Genomic DNA, 18,004 nt, shown 5'->3' on the forward strand with positions numbered 1-18,004 from the left:
AAAAAATTCCTCGGCATCCGAGAGGTAAAAGTACTCATCTCAGGAGCTTGGAGGACACGCCTGGCTAGAATGATTCTTCAAATTGCCGCCAAGTATCTTTTACACATAGTCTTTTATCAACAATTCAGCGAGCTGCACAGCGTTGAGAGCGGCCCCTTTGCGTACATTGTCCGACGTAACCCACAGATTTAACTCACAAGGGTCGTCGATTCCACTCCGCACGCGTCCTACATAAACAACGTCCTGCCCTACAGCATCACCGACCGCAGTCGGATAATCACCGGCTTCGACCAACTCGATTCCAGCCGCCGACTCAAGTGCTTTGTTGACCGCTCCGAGATCTACAGGTGCCGCCGTTACCAGCGAAACCGTGAAGCTGTCGCCAAAAAACAGCGGTGCCTGCACGCTTGCCGCGGAAACCTTCAGTAAAGGCAGAGCCAGCAACTCTCGCAACTCCGCGACCAAACGCTTTTCCAGTGGGACATGCCCTTCTGTATCCGGCGTGCCCACTTGGGCCAGCAGGTTGAAGGCCATTTGCCGATCGAAAAAACGCGGCTCAAGCGGACGAACATTGAGCAACTCCGTCGTCTGGCGCGCCAGTTCGGCGACGCCTTCACGCCCTTGACTCGATACCGCCAGGCAGGCCGTGACGCTGACCCGCTGAATGTCCAACACCGCCAGCAAAGGCGCCAGTGTCAGCGCCAGCGCTGCGCCGGAAGGGCTCGGGCTACCCACCTGAAACGGTTTGCCGTACGACTCGATCAGCGCGCCATTGATCTCGGGAATCACGTTCGGCGCTTCTTCCGGGGATAGTCCGCCGGACAGATCAATGACCGAACAGCCGGCGGCAGTCGCACGCTCAGCATAGCTGCGGGTAATCGCCGGGCCAGCGGCAAAGAATGCGACCTGCGCCTTGCTGAAATCGAACTCGTCGACTTCACGCACGCGCACATTCTTACCCCTGAACGGCACGGAATGACCTGCCGACTCGATACTGGCCAGCAGATGCAACTGCGCAACCGGGAAGTTACGCTCTTCGAGAATCTGGACGATGGTTTCGCCGACAGTACCGGTGGCGCCGATAACGGCAATATCAAAGGACTGATTCATGCAAAAACCTCAGGTAAAACGGGGAGCGGCACTTTAACCGCCGAGTACAAAGCAAGCAATTGACCGGCAACTTATTGGTTCACGGCTCAAGGCCTATGGGAAAGAACTCCCCGTGGCTCCAAACGCCCAGCCAGCGCTGACCGTCAATGTCACGGGAAACCGCCAGTTCTACCAACTGGTAGAACACGTTGCGATGAATCAGCGCTTCAAGGTTGGCCCGCACATGAATGTAAGGCGCAGGCTCTTCGGTTTGTGGATCGACCATCACGCGCAACGGGTGATCCGGACCGGCTTCGGTGTCGTCCTCGACATTGGTCGAAAAGCGCAGAATCTGCTGCTCGCCCTCGCCTTCCACCACCAGACTGACCGCAACGAATGGGGCGTCATCGACGCGAATCCGGACCTTCTCCACTGGAGTAATCAGGAAGTAATCGTCGCCGTCACGGCGCATGATCGTGGAAAACAACCTGACCATGGGCTTGCGACCAATCGGCGTACCCAGGTAGTACCAAGTGCCGTCCCGCGCGATACGCATATCGATATCGCCGCAGAAATCCGGATTCCATAGATGAACCGGTGGTAATCCCTTGCTCTTGGGGATCTGCGCAAACAGATCATTGGCCTTGCCCGGACCGGTCATTTTTTCTCCTTAGCGGCTCAAACCCAACAGACTGCGAGCATATTCCTCAAGCGGCGGGCCGAGCAGATCTTCTGGTTTATTGTCGTAGAACGTCAGCAATCCGCCACGAATACGAATACGGGCAGTGTCGATCAGATAGCGAGTGCTGGTTTCGATCAACATCAACTGGATCACGCCGTTATCGATGCCGAGTCGGTCCAGCGCTTCCTGGTCGGACCATTCATCCGTGTTGCCGATACGATCATCAGCCTTGGCAAAACGAGTGTAGAGCAAGTAATGCGCGCCGAACCCACGGGCTTCGGTCATTGCCTCATCCAGCCCAAGCGGTGCACGGGCACGGCGGACCATTGGAAAATATTCGACGAAGCCGTTAAACGCCTCTTCAGCCACTACGTTCTGCTTGGGATGGGGGCTGGAATTAGGCGGTACGAACGCGCCTTGAGCGATATAGATGAACGAGTCGGCCTGTATGCGCCAATTGCCGATACGACGGGTTTCGCCGTGGTCAAGAATCCCGGCATCACTCAGTTGATCCTTGGTGCCCTGGGCCAGATCGCTGACACTCATGCAACCACTCAACGCCAACAGCGCCAGTAACAGAACCAGGCTACGCATTATTCCCCTCCCAAATGCCGGTGACGGAAAACCGGCGAATGGTCGTCGGATGCAGCTTCCGCGCCAGACCGCGTCGGGAAGCTGAATAATGCGGTTTTTAATGCGAAGCGCGCCTGAAACAGCGCCCTGTAGCAACCCGGTTACTGATCTGTCGAATCCGGCTTAGGGTCGGCAATTGCGTCGGTATCGCGTTTGCGCTTGTTGCCCATCCGCACGCCAATGTCCATCAGGAACTGGAAAAAGCCTTCCTGATCTTCAAGGACGTTGCTCCAGAACGGCGAGTGGTACAGCGCAACCGCGCCATGGACCAGCGCCCAGGCGGCGCAATAATGGAAATACGGCGGGACGTCTTCCAGCTTGCCTTCGTTGATCCGGCCTTTGATCAGCAGCGTCAGGTGTTCGAAGTTCGAGGCGCGGATCTTGTGCAGCTCTTCCACCAGCTCCGGTACCTGATTGCCTTTGACGACCTTCTCTTCAAGACGATCAAACAGGCGATAACGCTGCGGGTCGCGCATGCGGAACTCGAAGTAGGCGCGCGAGAGCGACTCCTTGTCCTTTTCCAGATCCGCAGAATGCAGCAACTCGTTGAGATCACGCTCGTAGTCGAGCATCAGGCGCAAATAGATTTCCGCCTTGGATTTGAAGTGCTTGTAGATGGTGCCTTTGCCAATACCGACGGCGTCCGCAATCATCTCGACAGTAACGCTGTCTTCGCCTTCTTCAAGAAATAACTTAAGCGCCGTGTCGAGGATTTCCTGCTCACGACGGCGAAACTCACGGACCTTACGAGGTTCTTTTTGCATATTAAGAAGGTCTGCACGGCTCAAAATCGAAGCTCTGCATTATGCCTAACCCGCGCGAAATTGCACGGATCATCCGATCATGGTGCGTTAAATGCGTGAAGTGCGTTTTTTGACGGGAAAGTGTCGGACAATCCGGGACTTCATTTCAAGGAGAGAATGGCGTCGATCTTATCGCGGGCAAGCACCGCTCCCACATGAGGTTGCGGTTCCATGTGGGAGCGGTGCTTGCCCGCGATAAGATCGACTCAAAACTCAAATGTACTCAAGAACCCTGGCGCTATTCCAAATCTGTTTAAAAAACGTACAGAAGCTACTGGACGCAGGCAGATCATGACCAATACTTATTACGTTGGCGCGACATCTCCCCCAAGTGGCGTGCCAATAAAGGTGCCGATGGATAGCGCACCTTTGTTTTACTCCTAATGGTCTTAACCCGGATTCCCCCCCCAGAACCCGGGTTTTTTTTGCCCGCGATTCTGTTAAGCCCTCAGATGCGCCAAGGGGAACAGTCGGGCGAAGTTTGCAGTCGTCATTTCAGCAAACTGCTCGTACGACTCACCGCGCAACATGGCCAGAAACTCAGCCACTTCACGCACGTACTGAGGCAGGTTAGGCTTGCCTCGGTACGGGATCGGCGCGAGATAAGGCGAGTCCGTTTCTACCAACAACCGATCCGCTGGCACCTGACGTGCCACGTCTCGCAGCGCATCGGCGTTGCGGAAGGTGACGATTCCGGACAGGGATATGTAAAAGCCAAGATCCAGCGCTGCCTTGGCCATTTCCCAGTCTTCGGTGAAACAATGCAGCACCCCGCCCTGGGGCAACGCAGCCTCGCGCAGCAGGCTCAAGGTGTCGGCCCGCGCGCCTCGGGTGTGAACTATGACCGGCTTGCCAGTCATGTTCGCGGCTTGCAGATGGAGCCGAAACGACGCCTGCTGCAGTTCCGCCGCTTCAGGCTCGTAATGGTAATCCAGGCCGGTTTCGCCAATCGCTACCACCCGCGGGTGATCCAGTTCCTTGAGCAACCAGTCCAGCGCCGGCGTTTCGCCCGGGGTCAGGTCCAGTGGATGAATGCCCACCGAGCAATCAACGTCGTCGTATCGTTCAGCCAGCGCCTTGACCGCCCCGGCGTTATCAGCGCTGACGCCAATGCAGAGAAAGTGTCCGACACCCCGGTCACGTGCCGCCTCAAGGGCAGCATCCAGCGATCCGGAATGCTCGGCAAGGTCCAGGCGGTCAAGGTGGCAGTGGGAATCTACAAGCATGGAATAGGCAACTACATCGTGTGAGTGGGACGGTCGGACTTCAAAGCGCCGGCCAGATAGGTTTCGATCATGGTACGAGCGGTGGTGTCGCCGTCATTGAATTGCACGCCGACGCCAGCCGCACGATTACCTTGCGCACCCTTGGGGGTAATCCACGCCACCTTGCCCGCCACCGGAATTTTTTCCGGTTCTTCCATCAGGTTCAGCAGCATGAATACCTCATCCCCCAGTTTGTAGCTTTTGCTGGTAGGGATGAACAGCCCGCCATTTTTGATAAAGGGCATATAGGCTGCGTAGAGAACGGACTTGTCCTTGATGGTCAGAGACAAAATGCCATTTCGTGGACCGGAACTCGGCGGCAAGCTCATGACAACTCCTATCAAACAAACATAACCAGCTGAATTTAAATGCATTTCTGTCTAACGACTAAACGCTAGCGCTGACTGATCAACCCTGACCATTGAACCAGCAAAGCCTCAAGCAGTAATACCCTGTTCAGGTTGGCCTTGGACATGACTTTCTGACGCTGAGCCAGAATCCAGTCCTGAATCTCAAGCACCTTGCCCTGCGCGGACTTCTGCGCCAGATACTGCACTACTTTGCGCATATCCTCCAAACCCAGACCTTGCTCGTCCCCGGTCAGTTGATATCGCAAAATCAGGTGCGACCAGTCGCAGAACCAGTCAAACAGCAGCAACAGCGGGATATCTTTCCAGCCCTCAGCCAGCTGGGTTGGCGATTGTTGCTGCTTGAGCAGCTTCTTCACGCCATCCACCACTTGAGCACGCTGCTCACGCACGCCCTGGGTCTGAAGACTGACAGCAGCAAGCGGCGAACCGGCGGCGAGTGTCAGCAACTCGCGCCGCTCATCCTCGCTGCTCTCCGGCAGTGCCTTGGCCAGCCAGGTGAGACTCATGTCTTCACTGGGCAGCGGGCAGGCCTGCTGTACACAACGGCTTTTGACCGTCGGCAACAGTCGGCTGGGTTGATGACTGACCAGCAGCAGAACGGTATTGCCCGAAGGCTCTTCAAGGCTTTTGAGCAAGGCGTTGGCGGCATTGATGTTCATCGACTCTACCGGCTCGATCAACACCACTTTGCGACCGCCCATTTGCGCAGTCTGGACCACGAAACTCACCAGATCGCGGACCTGATCGACCTTGATCGCCTTGTCCGCCTCTTCCGGCTCCAGCACGTAATTGTCCGGGTGACTTCCCGCCAGCAACAACAGGCAGGATTTGCATTGGCCGCACGCCTCCAGACCTTCCGGGCGCTGGCACAGCAGACTGGCCATCAACCGCTCAGCCAGCGCTCGCTTGCCAATGCCGATCGGCCCATGCAGCAAATACGCATGGGCGTGTTGAGCACGACCGGCCAATTGCTGCCAGAGCTGCTCCTGCCAGGGATAAGCTTCAGCCACGGTGCAGACTCAACAGCTCGGGCAACAATGCGTCGAGGGAACGCTGCACGTCAGGCAGGGATTGCGCAGCGTCCACCAGGCGATAACGATCAGGTTCAGCATTGGCGCGATTCAGATACGTACTGCGCACGGCGTCAAAAAAGGTTCGGCCTTCCTGCTCGAAACGATCCAGCCGCCCCCGGGCCGTGGCGCGTGCCAGCCCCACTTCTACCGGCAAATCGAATACCAGCGTCAGGTCCGGGCGCAAATCGCCCTGTACGAAATTCTCCAACGCAGCAATCCGCTCATGGGACAAGCCACGGCCGCCGCCCTGATAGGCGTAGGTGGCATCCGTGAAACGATCACACAGGACAACCGCGCCACGTGCCAGGGCCGGACGAATCACTTCCGCCAGATGCTGCGCTCGCGCAGCAAACACCAGCAGCAATTCGGTATCGGCGTGCATGGCCTCATCGCTGGGTGCCAGCAGCAGCTCGCGAATGCGTTCAGCCAGCGGCGTACCGCCCGGCTCACGTGTCAGCAGTACATCAATGCCTTCGGCGCGCAGTTGCGCGGCAAGGTATTCACGATTGGTGCTTTTACCCGCACCTTCCGGGCCTTCAAGGGTGATAAACAGGCCGGTCACAGGTTGTACTCAGTAAAATTCATTGTGATTTTTGCTCGCTCGGCGCGGTGTTTTCTTCAGCTTTCGATTCATCAGTCACCGCCGGATTGGGCTCGACGGCCGGGGCGGGCTCTGCCGGGGTTGCCGGAACGACTACCGGAGCTGCGGCCGGCGCCGGGCTCGATCGGTAGTCAGCGCGACGCTTGAGCTGAAACTCACGGACCGCGGCATTGTGCGCGTCCAGGTCATCGGAAAATACGTGGCTGCCATCGCCCCGGGCGACGAAATAAAGACTGCGCCCCGCCACCGGGTTGAGCGCGGCGTGAATCGCTTCACGGCCTACCAGCGAAATGGGCGTAGGCGGCAAACCGGCGATGACGTAGGTGTTGTAAGGCGTTGGCTCTTTCAGATGAGCGCGGGTCAACTTGCCGTTGTAGCGCTCGCCCAGACCATAGATCACTGTGGGGTCTGTCTGCAGCAGCATGCCCAGGGCCAACCGGCGAACGAAAACGCCGGCGATCTGCCCACGTTCCTGCGGGACACCGGTCTCTTTTTCAACCAGCGACGCCATGATCAGCGCTTGATAAGCATCGGTATACGGCACATCCGCTGCACGCTTGGCCCATTCCTCCTCCAACACGTCGTCGAGACGCTTGTAGGCCTGCTTGAGAATTTCAGCGTCGGTCATGCCCCGCACGTAACGGTAGGTGTCCGGAAAGAACCGGCCTTCGGGGAACACATCCGGATGACCAATTTTAGTCATCAGCTCAGCGTCGCTGAGATTACCCAGGGTTTGTTCAAGCTTGGGCTGCTTGCCGAGTGCTGCGCGCACCTGACGGAAGTTCCAGCCTTCCACCAGCGTCAGGCTGTATTGGACCACTTCACCGCGCTGCCAAAGACCAAGCAGAGACTGCGCGTCCATGCCCGGCGTCATGCGGTATTCGCCGCTGTGCAGGGCTTCCCCCGACAGATTGAAGCGCCAGTACAACCGCAACCAGAAGGAATCTTTGATTACACCCTCGGTTTGCAGGCGATTGAGCAAACCACCCGGCGTCGAACCGGCAGGAACGTCGAGCATCTGTTCCTGGGTGACATTCAAGGGTTGATGCAGAGCCTCGTTCTGCTGCCAGTAGGCATAACCCAGCGCCAAACCCGCCAGGACCAGACCCGTTTCCAGCAACAGCAAAAATTTTCGAATCACTAAGCGATATCCAGAAGGGCAAGAGCTGTGCGCTGCAGTTTACGGGTGAGCGGACCAACCGACCAGCGAAGCTGTTCGAAGCCACGCACCGGCCAGACGCCATAGACACTGTTGCAGACAAATACTTCGTCGGCGTGTTCCAGATCAGCCATATGCAGGTCACGAACCTCGACATGAATGCCGAGCTCCGGCGACCGCTCCAGCAACGCGCCACGCATGACACCGGCGACACCACTACGACTCAGGTCAGCCGTGAGCAACAGGTCATCGCGGACCACAAAAAGATTGCTGTAAACCCCTTCAATAACGCGGCCGGATAGATCGCGCATCAGCCCTTCGGCAAACTCCGGGCCTTGCCATTCCGAGCGGGCAAGCACTTGTTCGAGGCGATTCAAATGTTTCAAACCTGCCAGCAAAGGCTGCTCGGCCAGACGCGTGACGCAGGGAAACAGGTGAATGCCTTGCTCCGCATGGGCAGCGGGATAGACAGGCAGCGGACTGCCCTGAAGAATTCTCAGCGGTTGGGAGTGTGGATCAGGCGCATAGCCGCGCTGGCTATCGCCACGGGCAAGAATCAGCTTCATGACGCCTTCGCCAAGTTGCCGGGCAAAGGCCAGCAGCTCTTCACGAATCAGAACCCGATCAGCCGCAATACCAAGACGATCGCAGCCTAGCTGCAAGCGCTGCAAGTGCTGATCCAGCAGCGATGGTCGCCCTGCCCTTACCGCAATGGTCTCAAAGAGACCATCACCATAAGCCAGCCCTCTATTTCTGACAGAAAGCGTGTCGGCTGGACGTCCATCGACCCAGCCTGACATCACTCAGCGAACCGGCGGAACACCAGTGAGCCGTTGGTTCCACCAAAACCGAAGGAGTTGGAAACCACCACGTCGATGGGCATGCTACGCGCCTCGTGCGGCACGAAGTCCAGATCACAACCCTCACCCGGCTCGTCCAGGTTGATGGTCGGCGGCGCCACCTGACCGTTGATCGCCAGCACACTGAAGATGGCTTCAACAGCACCGGCCGCGCCCAGCAAGTGACCGGTCATGGATTTGGTGGAGCTGACCGCCAGCTTGTAGGCATGATCGCCAAACACATTCTTGATCGCATTGGCTTCGGCAAGGTCGCCCGCCATGGTCGAAGTGCCATGGGCATTGATGTACTGAACCTGATCAGGGTTGACCCTGGCGTCTTTCAGCGCATTGCGGATGCAGCGGGCAGCACCGGCACCATCGTCTGGCGGCGAAGTCATGTGGTATGCATCGCCGCTCATGCCAAAGCCGATCAGTTCGGCATAGATAGTCGCGCCACGGGCCTTGGCATGCTCAAGCTCTTCAAGCACCAGCGCACCGGAACCGTCGGACAGGACAAAACCGTCGCGACCTTTGTCCCAGGGACGACTGGCGCGGGTTGGATCGTCATTGCGGGTCGACAGCGCACGGGAGGCACCGAAGCCACCCATGCCCAGCCCACAGGCCGCCATTTCAGCGCCGCCCGCAATCATCACATCGGCTTCGCCATAGGCAATGTTGCGTGCAGCCATGCCAATGCAATGCGTGCCCGTGGTGCAAGCGGTCGCAATGGCATAGTTAGGTCCCTGTGCGCCCAGATGGATCGACAGGAAACCGGAAATCATGTTGATGATGGAACCTGGCACGAAAAACGGCGAAATACGCCCCGGCCCCTGCTCATGCAAAGAACGGCTGTTGTTTTCGATATTGGTCAGGCCACCGATTCCGGAACCCATGGCAACGCCAATGCGCTCACGGTTTGCATCGGTGACTTCCAGACCGGAATTACGCACAGCCTGAAAGCTGGCAGCGAGACCGTACTGGATGAATAGATCGAGCCTGCGAGCCTCTTTGGGTGCCAGGTACTCTTCGACGTTGAAGCCCTTGATCGAACCGCCAAAGCGGGTCGTGTAAGCCGAAAGGTCTGTGTGTTCGATAAGGTTAATGCCACTGCGACCAGCCAGAATACCCTGCCAACTGCTCGGCACATCCGTACCCAATGGCGACAGCATACCCATACCGGTGACCACGACGCGTCTACGCGACACAGGACTCTCCTTTTCTCTCATTGACTACGACAGGACATCACAGGACATCGTTTTAAAGAAAAAACCGCACGCCGGTAAGGCAGTGCGGTTTTCCCATGACCCAGCAACGATTACTGAATGTTACGCCTGGTGGGCAGTAACGTAATCGATAGCAGCTTGAACAGTGGTGATCTTCTCGGCTTCTTCGTCAGGGATTTCGGTCTCGAATTCCTCTTCCAGAGCCATTACCAGCTCCACGGTGTCAAGGGAGTCGGCACCCAGGTCTTCAACGAAAGAAGCAGTGTTAACAACTTCCTCAGATTTGACGCCAAGTTGCTCGGCAACGATTTTCTTGACGCGCTCTTCGATGGTGCTCATACCGTGTTTTAACTCCTAGTAGACAAATTCAGGCAGCTGGCCGATGGGTAAGTGTATAGAAGAGGATTTGCGAATTTCAAGCTCAACGCAATTCCCGATACGCCCATCCCCCTTCTGCCCATTAAAAGATTTCAGCTTTATAACGGATTTTAGACAGCCCGTATTACATTTTTTTAAAACGGGCGATCACATATACATGCCGCCGTTGACGGGGATTGTAGCCCCGGTAACGTAGCCTGCACCTTCCGAGGCAAGAAAAGCGACAACATGCGCAATCTCTTCTGCCTGCCCCAGGCGACCCAGAGGAATCTGCGCCGTCAGGGAATCTCGTTGCGCCTGAGGTAGCTCGCGAGTCATATCGGTGTCGATAAAACCAGGAGTTACCGAGTTCACGGTTACCGCACGCGAACCCACTTCACGCGCCAGAGCGCGACTGAAACCTTCCAGACCCGCTTTCGCGGCGGCATAGTTTACTTGGCCTGCGTTGCCCATGGCACCCACAACCGAACCAATACTGATAATTCGACCCCAACGCGCCTTGGTCATGCCACGCAAAACGCCCTTGGACAGACGGAAAAGGCTGTTCAGGTTGGTGTTGACGACATCGTTCCACTCGTCGTCTTTCATGCGCATCATCAGGTTGTCACGGGTGATGCCGGCATTATTGACCAGAATCAACGGTGCGCCAACACGCTCCTGAATCTGCGACAGCACGGAATCCACGGACTCGGCGCTGCAGACGTCCAGCATCAGACCGAAGCCTTCGATGCCGTTTTCCTTGAACGTCGCGCTGATGCGCTCGGCACCCGACTCGGAAGTCGCTGTCCCGACCACAACAGCACCATTACGACCCAATTCCAGGGCAATGGCTTGACCAATACCACGACTGGCACCAGTTACCAGTGCAACTTTACCTTGCAGACTCATGCAAGCTCTCCTAATCAGGCCAGTGCCGCACGGGCGGCGGCGTAGGCGTCTGGGGTATCCAGGTTGTAGGTCGTCACGCCTTCGGCGCAACGCTTGTTCAGGCCGGCAAGCACTTTGCCAGGACCACACTCAACCAGCTGGGTAGCGCCATTTGCAGCAAGGGCCTGGATCGACTCGACCCAACGGACCGGCTTGTACAACTGTTGCAGCAAATCGGTTTTCAGCGTGGCGAGATCCGTCACGACACTTGCACTGACGTTCTGCACCAACGGAATCTGGGGGGCCTGCCACTCGATGGCTTCGATCGATTCGGCAAAACGCTCGGCCGCAGGACGCATCAGCTCGCAGTGCGAAGGAACACTCACCGGCAATGGCAGCGCACGCTTTGCGCCACGCGCCTTGCACAGCTCCATGGCGCGTTTTACGGCCTCGGCGGAACCGGCGATGACCACCTGACCTGGCGAGTTGAAATTGACCGCGCTGACCACTTCACCCTGAGCCGCTTCAGCGCAGGCAGCGATGACATCGGCATCATCCAGACCGAGGATGGCAGCCATGCCGCCCTGACCGGCCGGAACAGCTTCCTGCATCAACTGACCACGACGTTCGACCAGCTTGACCGCATCAGCCAGGCTCAGGCTTTGAGCCGCGACCAGCGCGCTGTATTCGCCCAGACTGTGACCGGCGACAAAAGCAGGAACAGTGCCGCCTTCGGCCAGCCACACATGCCACAGGGCAACTGAAGCAGTGAGAATTGCCGGCTGGGTCTTATCGGTTTGATTGAGCGACTCGACAGGACCTTCCTGAGTCAGCGCCCAGAGGTCATAACCCAAGGCATCGGATGCCTGCGCGAAAGTATCGAGGATCAACGGATGCTGCGCGCCTTGATTGGCGAGCATGCCAAGCGATTGCGATCCTTGACCCGGAAAGACGAATGCGAGGGATGCAGACATTAAACAAGCCCCTGATTATGGTCGTCGAAATAAACGCCCGGCCTTCTTGGCTGAGCGCGAGAAATTCTATTACAGCCACTTGCCGGTTTTGATGACCGGTCAGTCAGCAGCGTCACATTCTAGCGACGCGGGCTGCAAACGTCGCCATGGAAAGCCTATAACAGCTCGCCAAGACGCCCGTGCAAGCGTTGAGGCAGGTTTTCCTGAATCTCGATCAGCGCACGCTGAATCGCACTCTGAAAGCCCTGCACACTGGCAGAGCCATGGCTTTTAACCACAATGCCCTGCAACCCGAGAAAGCTCGCCCCGTTATGCCGCGCAGGCGCAAGATCAGCCTGAAGACGCTTGAGCAACGGCATTGCCAGCGCCCCCACCGTCCTCGACAGCAGATTTTGCCTGAACAAGGTTTCAATTCGTGCAGCAATCATGCTTGCCAAACCCTCGCTGGACTTGAGCACGATGTTGCCGACAAAACCATCACAGACCACCACATCGGCTTCGCCGCGATACAACCCGTCACCCTCGACAAAACCGGTATAGTTCAAGCCCGGCGCAGCCTGCAACAGGCTTGCAGCCAGCTTGACCTGCTGATTGCCCTTGATGTCTTCGGTGCCCACATTGAGCAGTGCGACTTTTGGTCGCTGCACACCCAATGCCTCGGCGGCCACCGAGCCCATCACGGCAAACTGATAAAGATTTTCAGCACTGCAATCGACATTCGCCCCAAGATCCAGCAACTGACAATAGCCACGCTGGGTAGGAATGGCCGCAACCATGGCCGGGCGATCAATGCCTGGCAGAGTTTTCAGGACAAAACGCGAGAGCGCCATCAATGCACCGGTATTCCCCGCACTGACGCACGCCTGAGCCTGCCCGCCCGCCACCAGATCAAGCGCCACTCGCATCGAAGAGTCAGGCTTGCCACGCAACGCCTGAGACGGCCGCTCATCCATGGCGATCACTTCGCTGGCATTCACAATGCGCAGACGTGAGCGATCCACACCAGAATGGCGGGCAATGAGTTCTTCAATAAGAGGGGCTTGACCCACAAGGATCAGATGAAGCGAGGGCGTAGCAGACAGGCACGCGAGGCTGGCCTGAACAATGTTGCGGGGACCGAAGTCCCCGCCCATTGCGTCGATCGCGATGATCGGAGCGGACAAGAAATTACTCGTCAGCGCCCTTGTCGATCACTTTACGACCACGGTAAACACCTTCCGGCGAAACGTGGTGACGCAGGTGAATTTCACCAGTGGTCTTTTCTACCGACAGAGTGCTTGCCTCAAGAGCGTCGTGCGAACGACGCATGTCACGGGCAGAGCGGGATTTTTTGTTCTGCTGAACAGCCATAATTGATTAACTCCTAAACGTTTGGGTCACGCTTTAACTGCGCCAATACACTGAACGGGTTGGACCGCGTTACCTCGTCCACGCTCGGTTCGGGCTCATCGAGACCCGCCGGCTGCTGGCATTCTTCCGGATGATGAGCAGGCACAATGGGCAAGGCGAGCAAAAGCTCCTCCTCGATCAATGCCAGCAGATCCAATGGATCTTCGCCCAGTTCCAGCACGTCATAACCTTTCGGTAACGACTGGGTATTCGCACCCTCCTTCACCACAGCGTAACTGCACTCGCTGTGAATCGGCAGGGTGACCAGCTCAAGACAACGCTGGCAAACCATTTTGACTTCGACGTCAATTGCACTGTGGATAACCACGGAGCGACGTTCGTCACGCTCAAAAATGAATTTGGCCTGCACCGAACCGACAGTGTCGGAAAGCGGGTCGCAGAGTCTCTCCAAATCAGCCAGCAACACTTCACCTTGAAGGGTAGTGCCACGATCAGCCAATTTGCGCGGGTCAACGTGAGGTGGAATCGGGTCATTCAACATAGGCGCAGCATTCTAGGGACGACCCCAAGGCATGTCAAAGGAAATTCAGGCCAATAATCCTGCACAAGACTGATTAGAATCGGTTTTCACTTATTGGAGAACCGCATGTTGCCTTTGCTTCTTGCTTCCAGCTCACCTTATCGCCGGGAATTGCTTGCCAGACTGCGGCTGCCGTTCGTCTGCGCCTCGCCTGATATCGATGAAAGTCACCGCCCCGATGAGGGTGCGATTGAGCTGGTTCGTCGCCTGGCTGAGGAGAAAGCTCGAGCCCTTGCGGCCGCATACCCTGGCCATTTGATCATTGGTTCGGATCAGGTGGCTGTTCTGGACGGCAGGATTCTTGGCAAGCCTCATACTTTTGAGCGCGCTCGGGAGCAGCTGGGTGCGGCCAGCGGTTCCAGTGTGGTCTTTCTGACGGGTCTTGCGTTGTTTAATAGTTCGACAGGTGGCTGTCAGGTTGATCATGTGCCGTTTACGGTGCATATGCGCACGCTGGATCAGGGAAGTATTGAGCGTTATTTGCATGCGGAGCAGCCTTTTGATTGTGCGGGTAGTTTCAAGGCTGAGGGGTTGGGTGTCAGTTTGTTTCAGAGTACTGAGGGGAGTGATGCTACGAGTCTGGTTGGGCTGCCGCTAATTCGGTTGGTGGATATGCTTATAAAGGAAGGTGTGCAGGTGCCGTGATTGGCGCCGGCTCCACTCCCTTCTTCTTGTGTACATATCCGTTACCGCGGGCGTGGCTGATATTGGTTGCGCTTTTACAGCGCCTCACTTTTGATAGAGCGCAAAAGTAAGCAAAACGCTCTTACCCCACCACTGGGTGCCTCGCTGTCGCTCGGCATACCCGTAATCCGACATTGCTGCGTGGGGCCGCCGCCACCGGCCATCCATGGCCTGAGGCGGCTAAACCGGCATCCCTGCCGGTTTGCCCCACGCAGCAATATCGAATTCCGGCCGGCGTGGTTTAACGGGGCGCCTCAGATCAAAATCAAAAGCTTGGCGGCCTGATAGCCGACCTGTTTGTTTGAGCTACTTGGTACACAGCGGTAATAGCTCAGCGAGAAATAAAAAACCCGACCAATGGTCGGGTTTTTGTTGGCTACGAATCGCAATCAGCGAAGCGTCGGCCCTTTGAAGCCTGCCCACATTGCGATTTGGTCAGCCACGCTGGCGCCCAGTTTTTTCGAAAAGCGATCGAACGGGGATTCCTGGACGGTGAAGTCGACCATTTCTTTTTCGCCGATGACGTCCCGTGCTACGTAGCTGGCACTGCCAAGGCCGTCGATCAGGCCCAGCGGCAGGGCTTGTTCGCCCGTCCAGACCAGCCCGGAGAACAGTTCAGGGTGATCTTTATCCTTGAGGCGATCGCCTCGGCCCTGTTTTACACTGGCGATGAACTGGCGGTGAGTAGTGTCCAGCACGCTTTGCCAGAATGCGGTTTCGTCTGCTTTTTGCGGCTGGAACGGGTCCAGGAACGACTTGTGTTCGCCTGATGTGTAGGTCCGGCGATCAACACCCAGCTTTTCCATGGCACCCACAAAGCCGAAGCCTGCCGCGGTCACGCCGATGGAACCCACCAGACTGGCCTTGTCGGCGTAGATTTGGTCAGCCGCGCTGGCGATGTAGTAAGCACCTGAGGCGCCCAGGTCGGTGATCACGGCGTAGACCTTGATCTCCGGCTTCTCGGCGCGCAGGCGACGAATTTCATCAGCAACATAGCCCGATTGCACAGGGCTGCCACCCGGGCTGTTGATGCGCAGGATCACACCCTTGGTTTTCGGGTCCTCGAAGGCTGCGCGCAGGCTGCCAACGATGTTATCGGCGCTGGCAGGCTCCTTGTCGGCAATCATGCCTTCGATCTGAATCAGCGCAGTATGATGTGCACTGCCCGAAGCGCTTTTCTCGAAATCGCCCAACGGTGTAAACAGAAACAATGCCGTGATCAGGTAAAGGAAAGTCAGGCACTTGAAGAAAATGCCCCAGCGGCGTGAACGACGCTGCTCCTGAATCCCCGCCAGCAGGGTTTTTTCCAGTAATTTCCAGCTCTTCGCATCAGCCTTGCTGTCTACGACCTCTTCCTCGTCACGGGAAACCGGTGCTTTCCATTCGTCCGACATTTACTGACTACCCCAACAATGAAGACTGATCGCTGCGCTTACCCAACCAGGTACGCAGCTCGGAAAAATGCTCGATAGCCAACTGCGGCTCATAAGTACGCAATGAATCCAGCGATTGGGCGCCATAGCCCACTGCCACGGAGTCCATACCCGCATTACGCGCCATCAGCAGATCGAAAGAGGAATCACCCACCATTAACGCCCTCCCCGGCTCAACGCCGCAATGCTGAAGAATTTCATTCAGCATCAGAGGGTCAGGCTTGCTGGCGGTTTCATCCGCCGCCCGGGTGATGTCGAAGTAGTCAAGCCAGTCATGCGCCTTCAACACGCGATCAAGGCCGCGACGCGCCTTGCCAGTGGCCACGGCCAGCCTGTAACCCTCGGCCCGCCAACCTTCAATGGATTCGCGCACCGCTTCGAACAAAGGCGAAGCAACGTCATTGTCCATGGCCATGTAGCTGTCGGCGTAATGCTGGCGAAAGTCGATCAGGTCATTGGCCGTGATATCCGGATAAAGCGTGCGAATCGCCTCGGGCAAACCCAAGCCGATAATGCCCTTGATGGCATTTTCGTCACGTTCCGGTCTACCACTCTCGACAGCAGCAGCGCGCATGGCAGCAACGATACGGCCGATAGAGTCAGCCAGCGTGCCATCCCAATCGAAAATCAATAAATCATACTTCGACGATTCAGAATCAGGTCGCACTCAAACGCTCCACTGTTTTAGCCCACATCTCATCTACGGGGGCCTGCAATTTAAGCTCGCCACCATCCTGCAGCGGCACGGTCAGCATGTAAGCGTGCAAGAACAGGCGCTTGCCGCCCATGTCACGAATCTCGCGACTGAAATCTTCGTCACCGTATTTGGTGTCGCCCGCAATCGCATGCCCGGCGTGCAGCGTGTGCACCCGAATCTGGTGGGTACGACCGGTGACCGGTTTGGCCTCGACCATGGTGGCAAAATCACCGAAGCGGCGCAGCACTTTGAAAATCGTCAGTGCCTCCTTGCCTTCGTCGTTGACTTCGACCATGCGCTCACCGGAACGCAGGTTGCTCTTGAGCAACGGGGCGCTGACACGTTTCTGAGCGGTGTCCCAGCGACCGCGGACCAGCGCCATGTAGCGCTTGTCCACGCCGTCGCCGCGCAAGGCCTCATGCAGGTGGCGCAACATGCTGCGCTTCTTGGCAATCATCAGTAGCCCGGAGGTGTCGCGATCCAGGCGGTGTACCAGTTCGAGCTCCTTGGCATCCGGGCGCATCTGGCGAAAGGCCTCGATGACACCGAAGTTCAGGCCACTGCCGCCATGCACGGCGATACCCGCAGGCTTGTTGAGCACGATCAGCGCCTTGTCCTCATAGACAATCGCCGCTTCAAGCCGCTGCAAAAGCCCTTGGGCCACAGGCACAGGTTCGTCACGCTCAGGCACGCGCACCGGCGGAACCCGGATAATGTCGCCTGCCTGCAACTTGTACTCGGGCTTGATCCGCCCCTTGTTCACCCGCACTTCGCCTTTGCGCAAAATGCGATAGATCAAGGTCTTGGGCACGCCTTTGAGGAAAGTGACAAGAAAGTTATCGATACGTTGACCGGCATATTCCGGCGCAACCTCTACCAGCTGGACGCCGGGGGTTGGAGGGGTGATATTCGTCATGGCGCAAATCATAACAATTTTTTATGGATTTGAAGCACTTAATGATTGCTGCTATAGTCGCGAACGCCGCCAAAAGCGGCCTGGACAGCGGACAAACGGTTTATGACCGACCCTGCCCTACGCAATTCACGAGGACGCGAGGCCGTCCTACGGGGCTTTCGGTGACAACGGATGGGCTGCAAACGTTACAAGCGCAGGTGACATGAGGCCTGATACACGCCAGATCGCAGAGTTATCACTCGCCTTCAGAGCTAATAAATCACGGCCAGTTCACAAAGTGCAGTCGTTTACAGACGGTCCGGGCGAATGCTTCGGAAACAAACGCCTTAAGCCATGATGCGCAACCTTCCCTCTGGAAGGCTGCGGTAAATGCCAACCCGTTGCGGA

21 protein-coding genes are annotated in these 18,004 nt (G+C 57.1%); 1 reads left to right on the forward strand and 20 read right to left on the reverse strand.

Features of this window, described 5'->3' with window-relative positions:
* Positions 1–99: 99 nt before the first annotated feature.
* From CKW31_RS05475 to CKW31_RS05555, 17 genes are all read right to left on the reverse strand, one after another.
* A complete protein-coding gene (locus CKW31_RS05475) occupies positions 100–1,110 on the reverse strand; it encodes an aspartate-semialdehyde dehydrogenase (RefSeq protein ID WP_095093389.1) in 1,011 nt (336 codons plus the stop codon).
* Positions 1,111–1,189: 79 nt separating this feature from the next.
* On the reverse strand, positions 1,190–1,750 hold the full coding sequence (locus CKW31_RS05480; RefSeq protein WP_095093390.1) for a DUF1285 domain-containing protein: 561 nt from the start codon (positions 1,748–1,750) through the stop codon (positions 1,190–1,192).
* Positions 1,751–1,759: 9 nt separating this feature from the next.
* Positions 1,760–2,365: a DUF4823 domain-containing protein gene (locus CKW31_RS05485; RefSeq protein WP_095093391.1), complete on the reverse strand. Its 606-nt coding sequence runs from the start codon at positions 2,363–2,365 to the stop codon at positions 1,760–1,762.
* Positions 2,366–2,505: 140 nt separating this feature from the next.
* Positions 2,506–3,168, reverse strand: a complete 663-nt coding sequence (locus CKW31_RS05490; RefSeq protein WP_095093392.1) for a TetR/AcrR family transcriptional regulator — start codon at positions 3,166–3,168, stop codon at positions 2,506–2,508.
* Positions 3,169–3,647: 479 nt separating this feature from the next.
* The gene (locus tag CKW31_RS05495) at positions 3,648–4,433 is read right to left on the reverse strand and encodes a TatD family hydrolase (RefSeq protein WP_095093393.1); all 786 of its coding nucleotides are present in this window, start codon (positions 4,431–4,433) and stop codon (positions 3,648–3,650) included.
* Between the two features lie 11 nt (positions 4,434–4,444).
* Positions 4,445–4,801, reverse strand: coding sequence for a PilZ domain-containing protein (locus CKW31_RS05500; RefSeq protein ID WP_095093394.1), 357 nt, complete (start codon positions 4,799–4,801; stop codon positions 4,445–4,447).
* 65 nt (positions 4,802–4,866) lie between these two features.
* Positions 4,867–5,853 carry a DNA polymerase III subunit delta' gene (locus CKW31_RS05505; protein WP_095093395.1) on the reverse strand — a complete coding sequence of 329 codons (987 nt, stop codon included), beginning with the start codon at positions 5,851–5,853 and terminating at the stop codon, positions 4,867–4,869.
* Positions 5,846–6,478 (reverse strand): dTMP kinase, encoded by a 633-nt coding sequence (gene tmk, locus CKW31_RS05510; RefSeq protein ID WP_095093396.1) that lies wholly within the window; start codon positions 6,476–6,478, stop codon positions 5,846–5,848. Before tmk ends, CKW31_RS05505 begins: the two co-directional genes overlap by 8 nt.
* Before the next feature lie 19 nt (positions 6,479–6,497).
* Complete coding sequence (mltG, locus tag CKW31_RS05515; RefSeq protein WP_095093397.1) at positions 6,498–7,658, reverse strand: endolytic transglycosylase MltG; 1,161 nt, start codon at positions 7,656–7,658, stop codon at positions 6,498–6,500.
* The gene (pabC, locus tag CKW31_RS05520) at positions 7,658–8,476 is read right to left on the reverse strand and encodes an aminodeoxychorismate lyase (RefSeq protein ID WP_095093398.1); all 819 of its coding nucleotides are present in this window, start codon (positions 8,474–8,476) and stop codon (positions 7,658–7,660) included. The genes mltG and pabC overlap by 1 nt, the downstream gene beginning before the upstream one ends.
* On the reverse strand, positions 8,476–9,720 hold the full coding sequence (gene fabF, locus CKW31_RS05525) for a beta-ketoacyl-ACP synthase II (RefSeq protein ID WP_095093399.1): 1,245 nt from the start codon (positions 9,718–9,720) through the stop codon (positions 8,476–8,478). The genes pabC and fabF overlap by 1 nt, the downstream gene beginning before the upstream one ends.
* 120 nt (positions 9,721–9,840) lie before the next feature.
* Entirely contained in the window at positions 9,841–10,077 is a 237-nt protein-coding gene (gene acpP / locus CKW31_RS05530) for an acyl carrier protein (protein ID WP_087265500.1), read from the reverse strand.
* A gap of 186 nt (positions 10,078–10,263) precedes the next feature.
* On the reverse strand, positions 10,264–11,004 hold the full coding sequence (fabG, locus tag CKW31_RS05535; protein WP_087265499.1) for a 3-oxoacyl-ACP reductase FabG: 741 nt from the start codon (positions 11,002–11,004) through the stop codon (positions 10,264–10,266).
* A gap of 14 nt (positions 11,005–11,018) precedes the next feature.
* A complete protein-coding gene (fabD, locus tag CKW31_RS05540; RefSeq protein WP_095093400.1) occupies positions 11,019–11,957 on the reverse strand; it encodes an ACP S-malonyltransferase in 939 nt (312 codons plus the stop codon).
* A 155-nt stretch (positions 11,958–12,112) separates the two neighbouring features.
* Positions 12,113–13,120, reverse strand: coding sequence for a phosphate acyltransferase PlsX (gene plsX, locus CKW31_RS05545; protein ID WP_095093401.1), 1,008 nt, complete (start codon positions 13,118–13,120; stop codon positions 12,113–12,115).
* Positions 13,121–13,124: 4 nt separating this feature from the next.
* Positions 13,125–13,307: a 50S ribosomal protein L32 gene (gene rpmF / locus CKW31_RS05550; protein ID WP_002552688.1), complete on the reverse strand. Its 183-nt coding sequence runs from the start codon at positions 13,305–13,307 to the stop codon at positions 13,125–13,127.
* Positions 13,308–13,320: 13 nt separating this feature from the next.
* Positions 13,321–13,848, reverse strand: a complete 528-nt coding sequence (locus CKW31_RS05555; protein ID WP_027901079.1) for a YceD family protein — start codon at positions 13,846–13,848, stop codon at positions 13,321–13,323.
* Positions 13,849–13,953: 105 nt separating this feature from the next.
* On the opposite strand from CKW31_RS05555, the gene CKW31_RS05560 reads away from it, so the two are divergent.
* Positions 13,954–14,532 carry a nucleoside triphosphate pyrophosphatase gene (locus CKW31_RS05560; protein WP_095093402.1) on the forward strand — a complete coding sequence of 193 codons (579 nt, stop codon included), beginning with the start codon at positions 13,954–13,956 and terminating at the stop codon, positions 14,530–14,532.
* A gap of 428 nt (positions 14,533–14,960) precedes the next feature.
* Here CKW31_RS05560 and CKW31_RS05565 read toward each other — a convergent pair whose 3' ends face one another.
* The 3 genes from CKW31_RS05565 to rluC are packed head-to-tail and all read right to left on the reverse strand — an operon-like array spanning position 14,961 to position 17,617.
* Complete coding sequence (locus tag CKW31_RS05565) at positions 14,961–15,965, reverse strand: S49 family peptidase (protein WP_095093403.1); 1,005 nt, start codon at positions 15,963–15,965, stop codon at positions 14,961–14,963.
* 7 nt (positions 15,966–15,972) lie between these two features.
* Positions 15,973–16,671 carry an HAD-IA family hydrolase gene (locus tag CKW31_RS05570; RefSeq protein WP_095093404.1) on the reverse strand — a complete coding sequence of 233 codons (699 nt, stop codon included), beginning with the start codon at positions 16,669–16,671 and terminating at the stop codon, positions 15,973–15,975.
* Positions 16,661–17,617, reverse strand: coding sequence for a 23S rRNA pseudouridine(955/2504/2580) synthase RluC (gene rluC / locus CKW31_RS05575; protein WP_095093405.1), 957 nt, complete (start codon positions 17,615–17,617; stop codon positions 16,661–16,663). The genes CKW31_RS05570 and rluC overlap by 11 nt, the downstream gene beginning before the upstream one ends.
* Between the last annotated feature and the right edge of the window lie 387 nt (positions 17,618–18,004).

The organism is Pseudomonas sp. Irchel 3A5, from assembly GCF_900187575.1.
Taxonomy (GTDB): Bacteria; Pseudomonadota; Gammaproteobacteria; order Pseudomonadales; family Pseudomonadaceae; genus Aquipseudomonas; species Aquipseudomonas folii.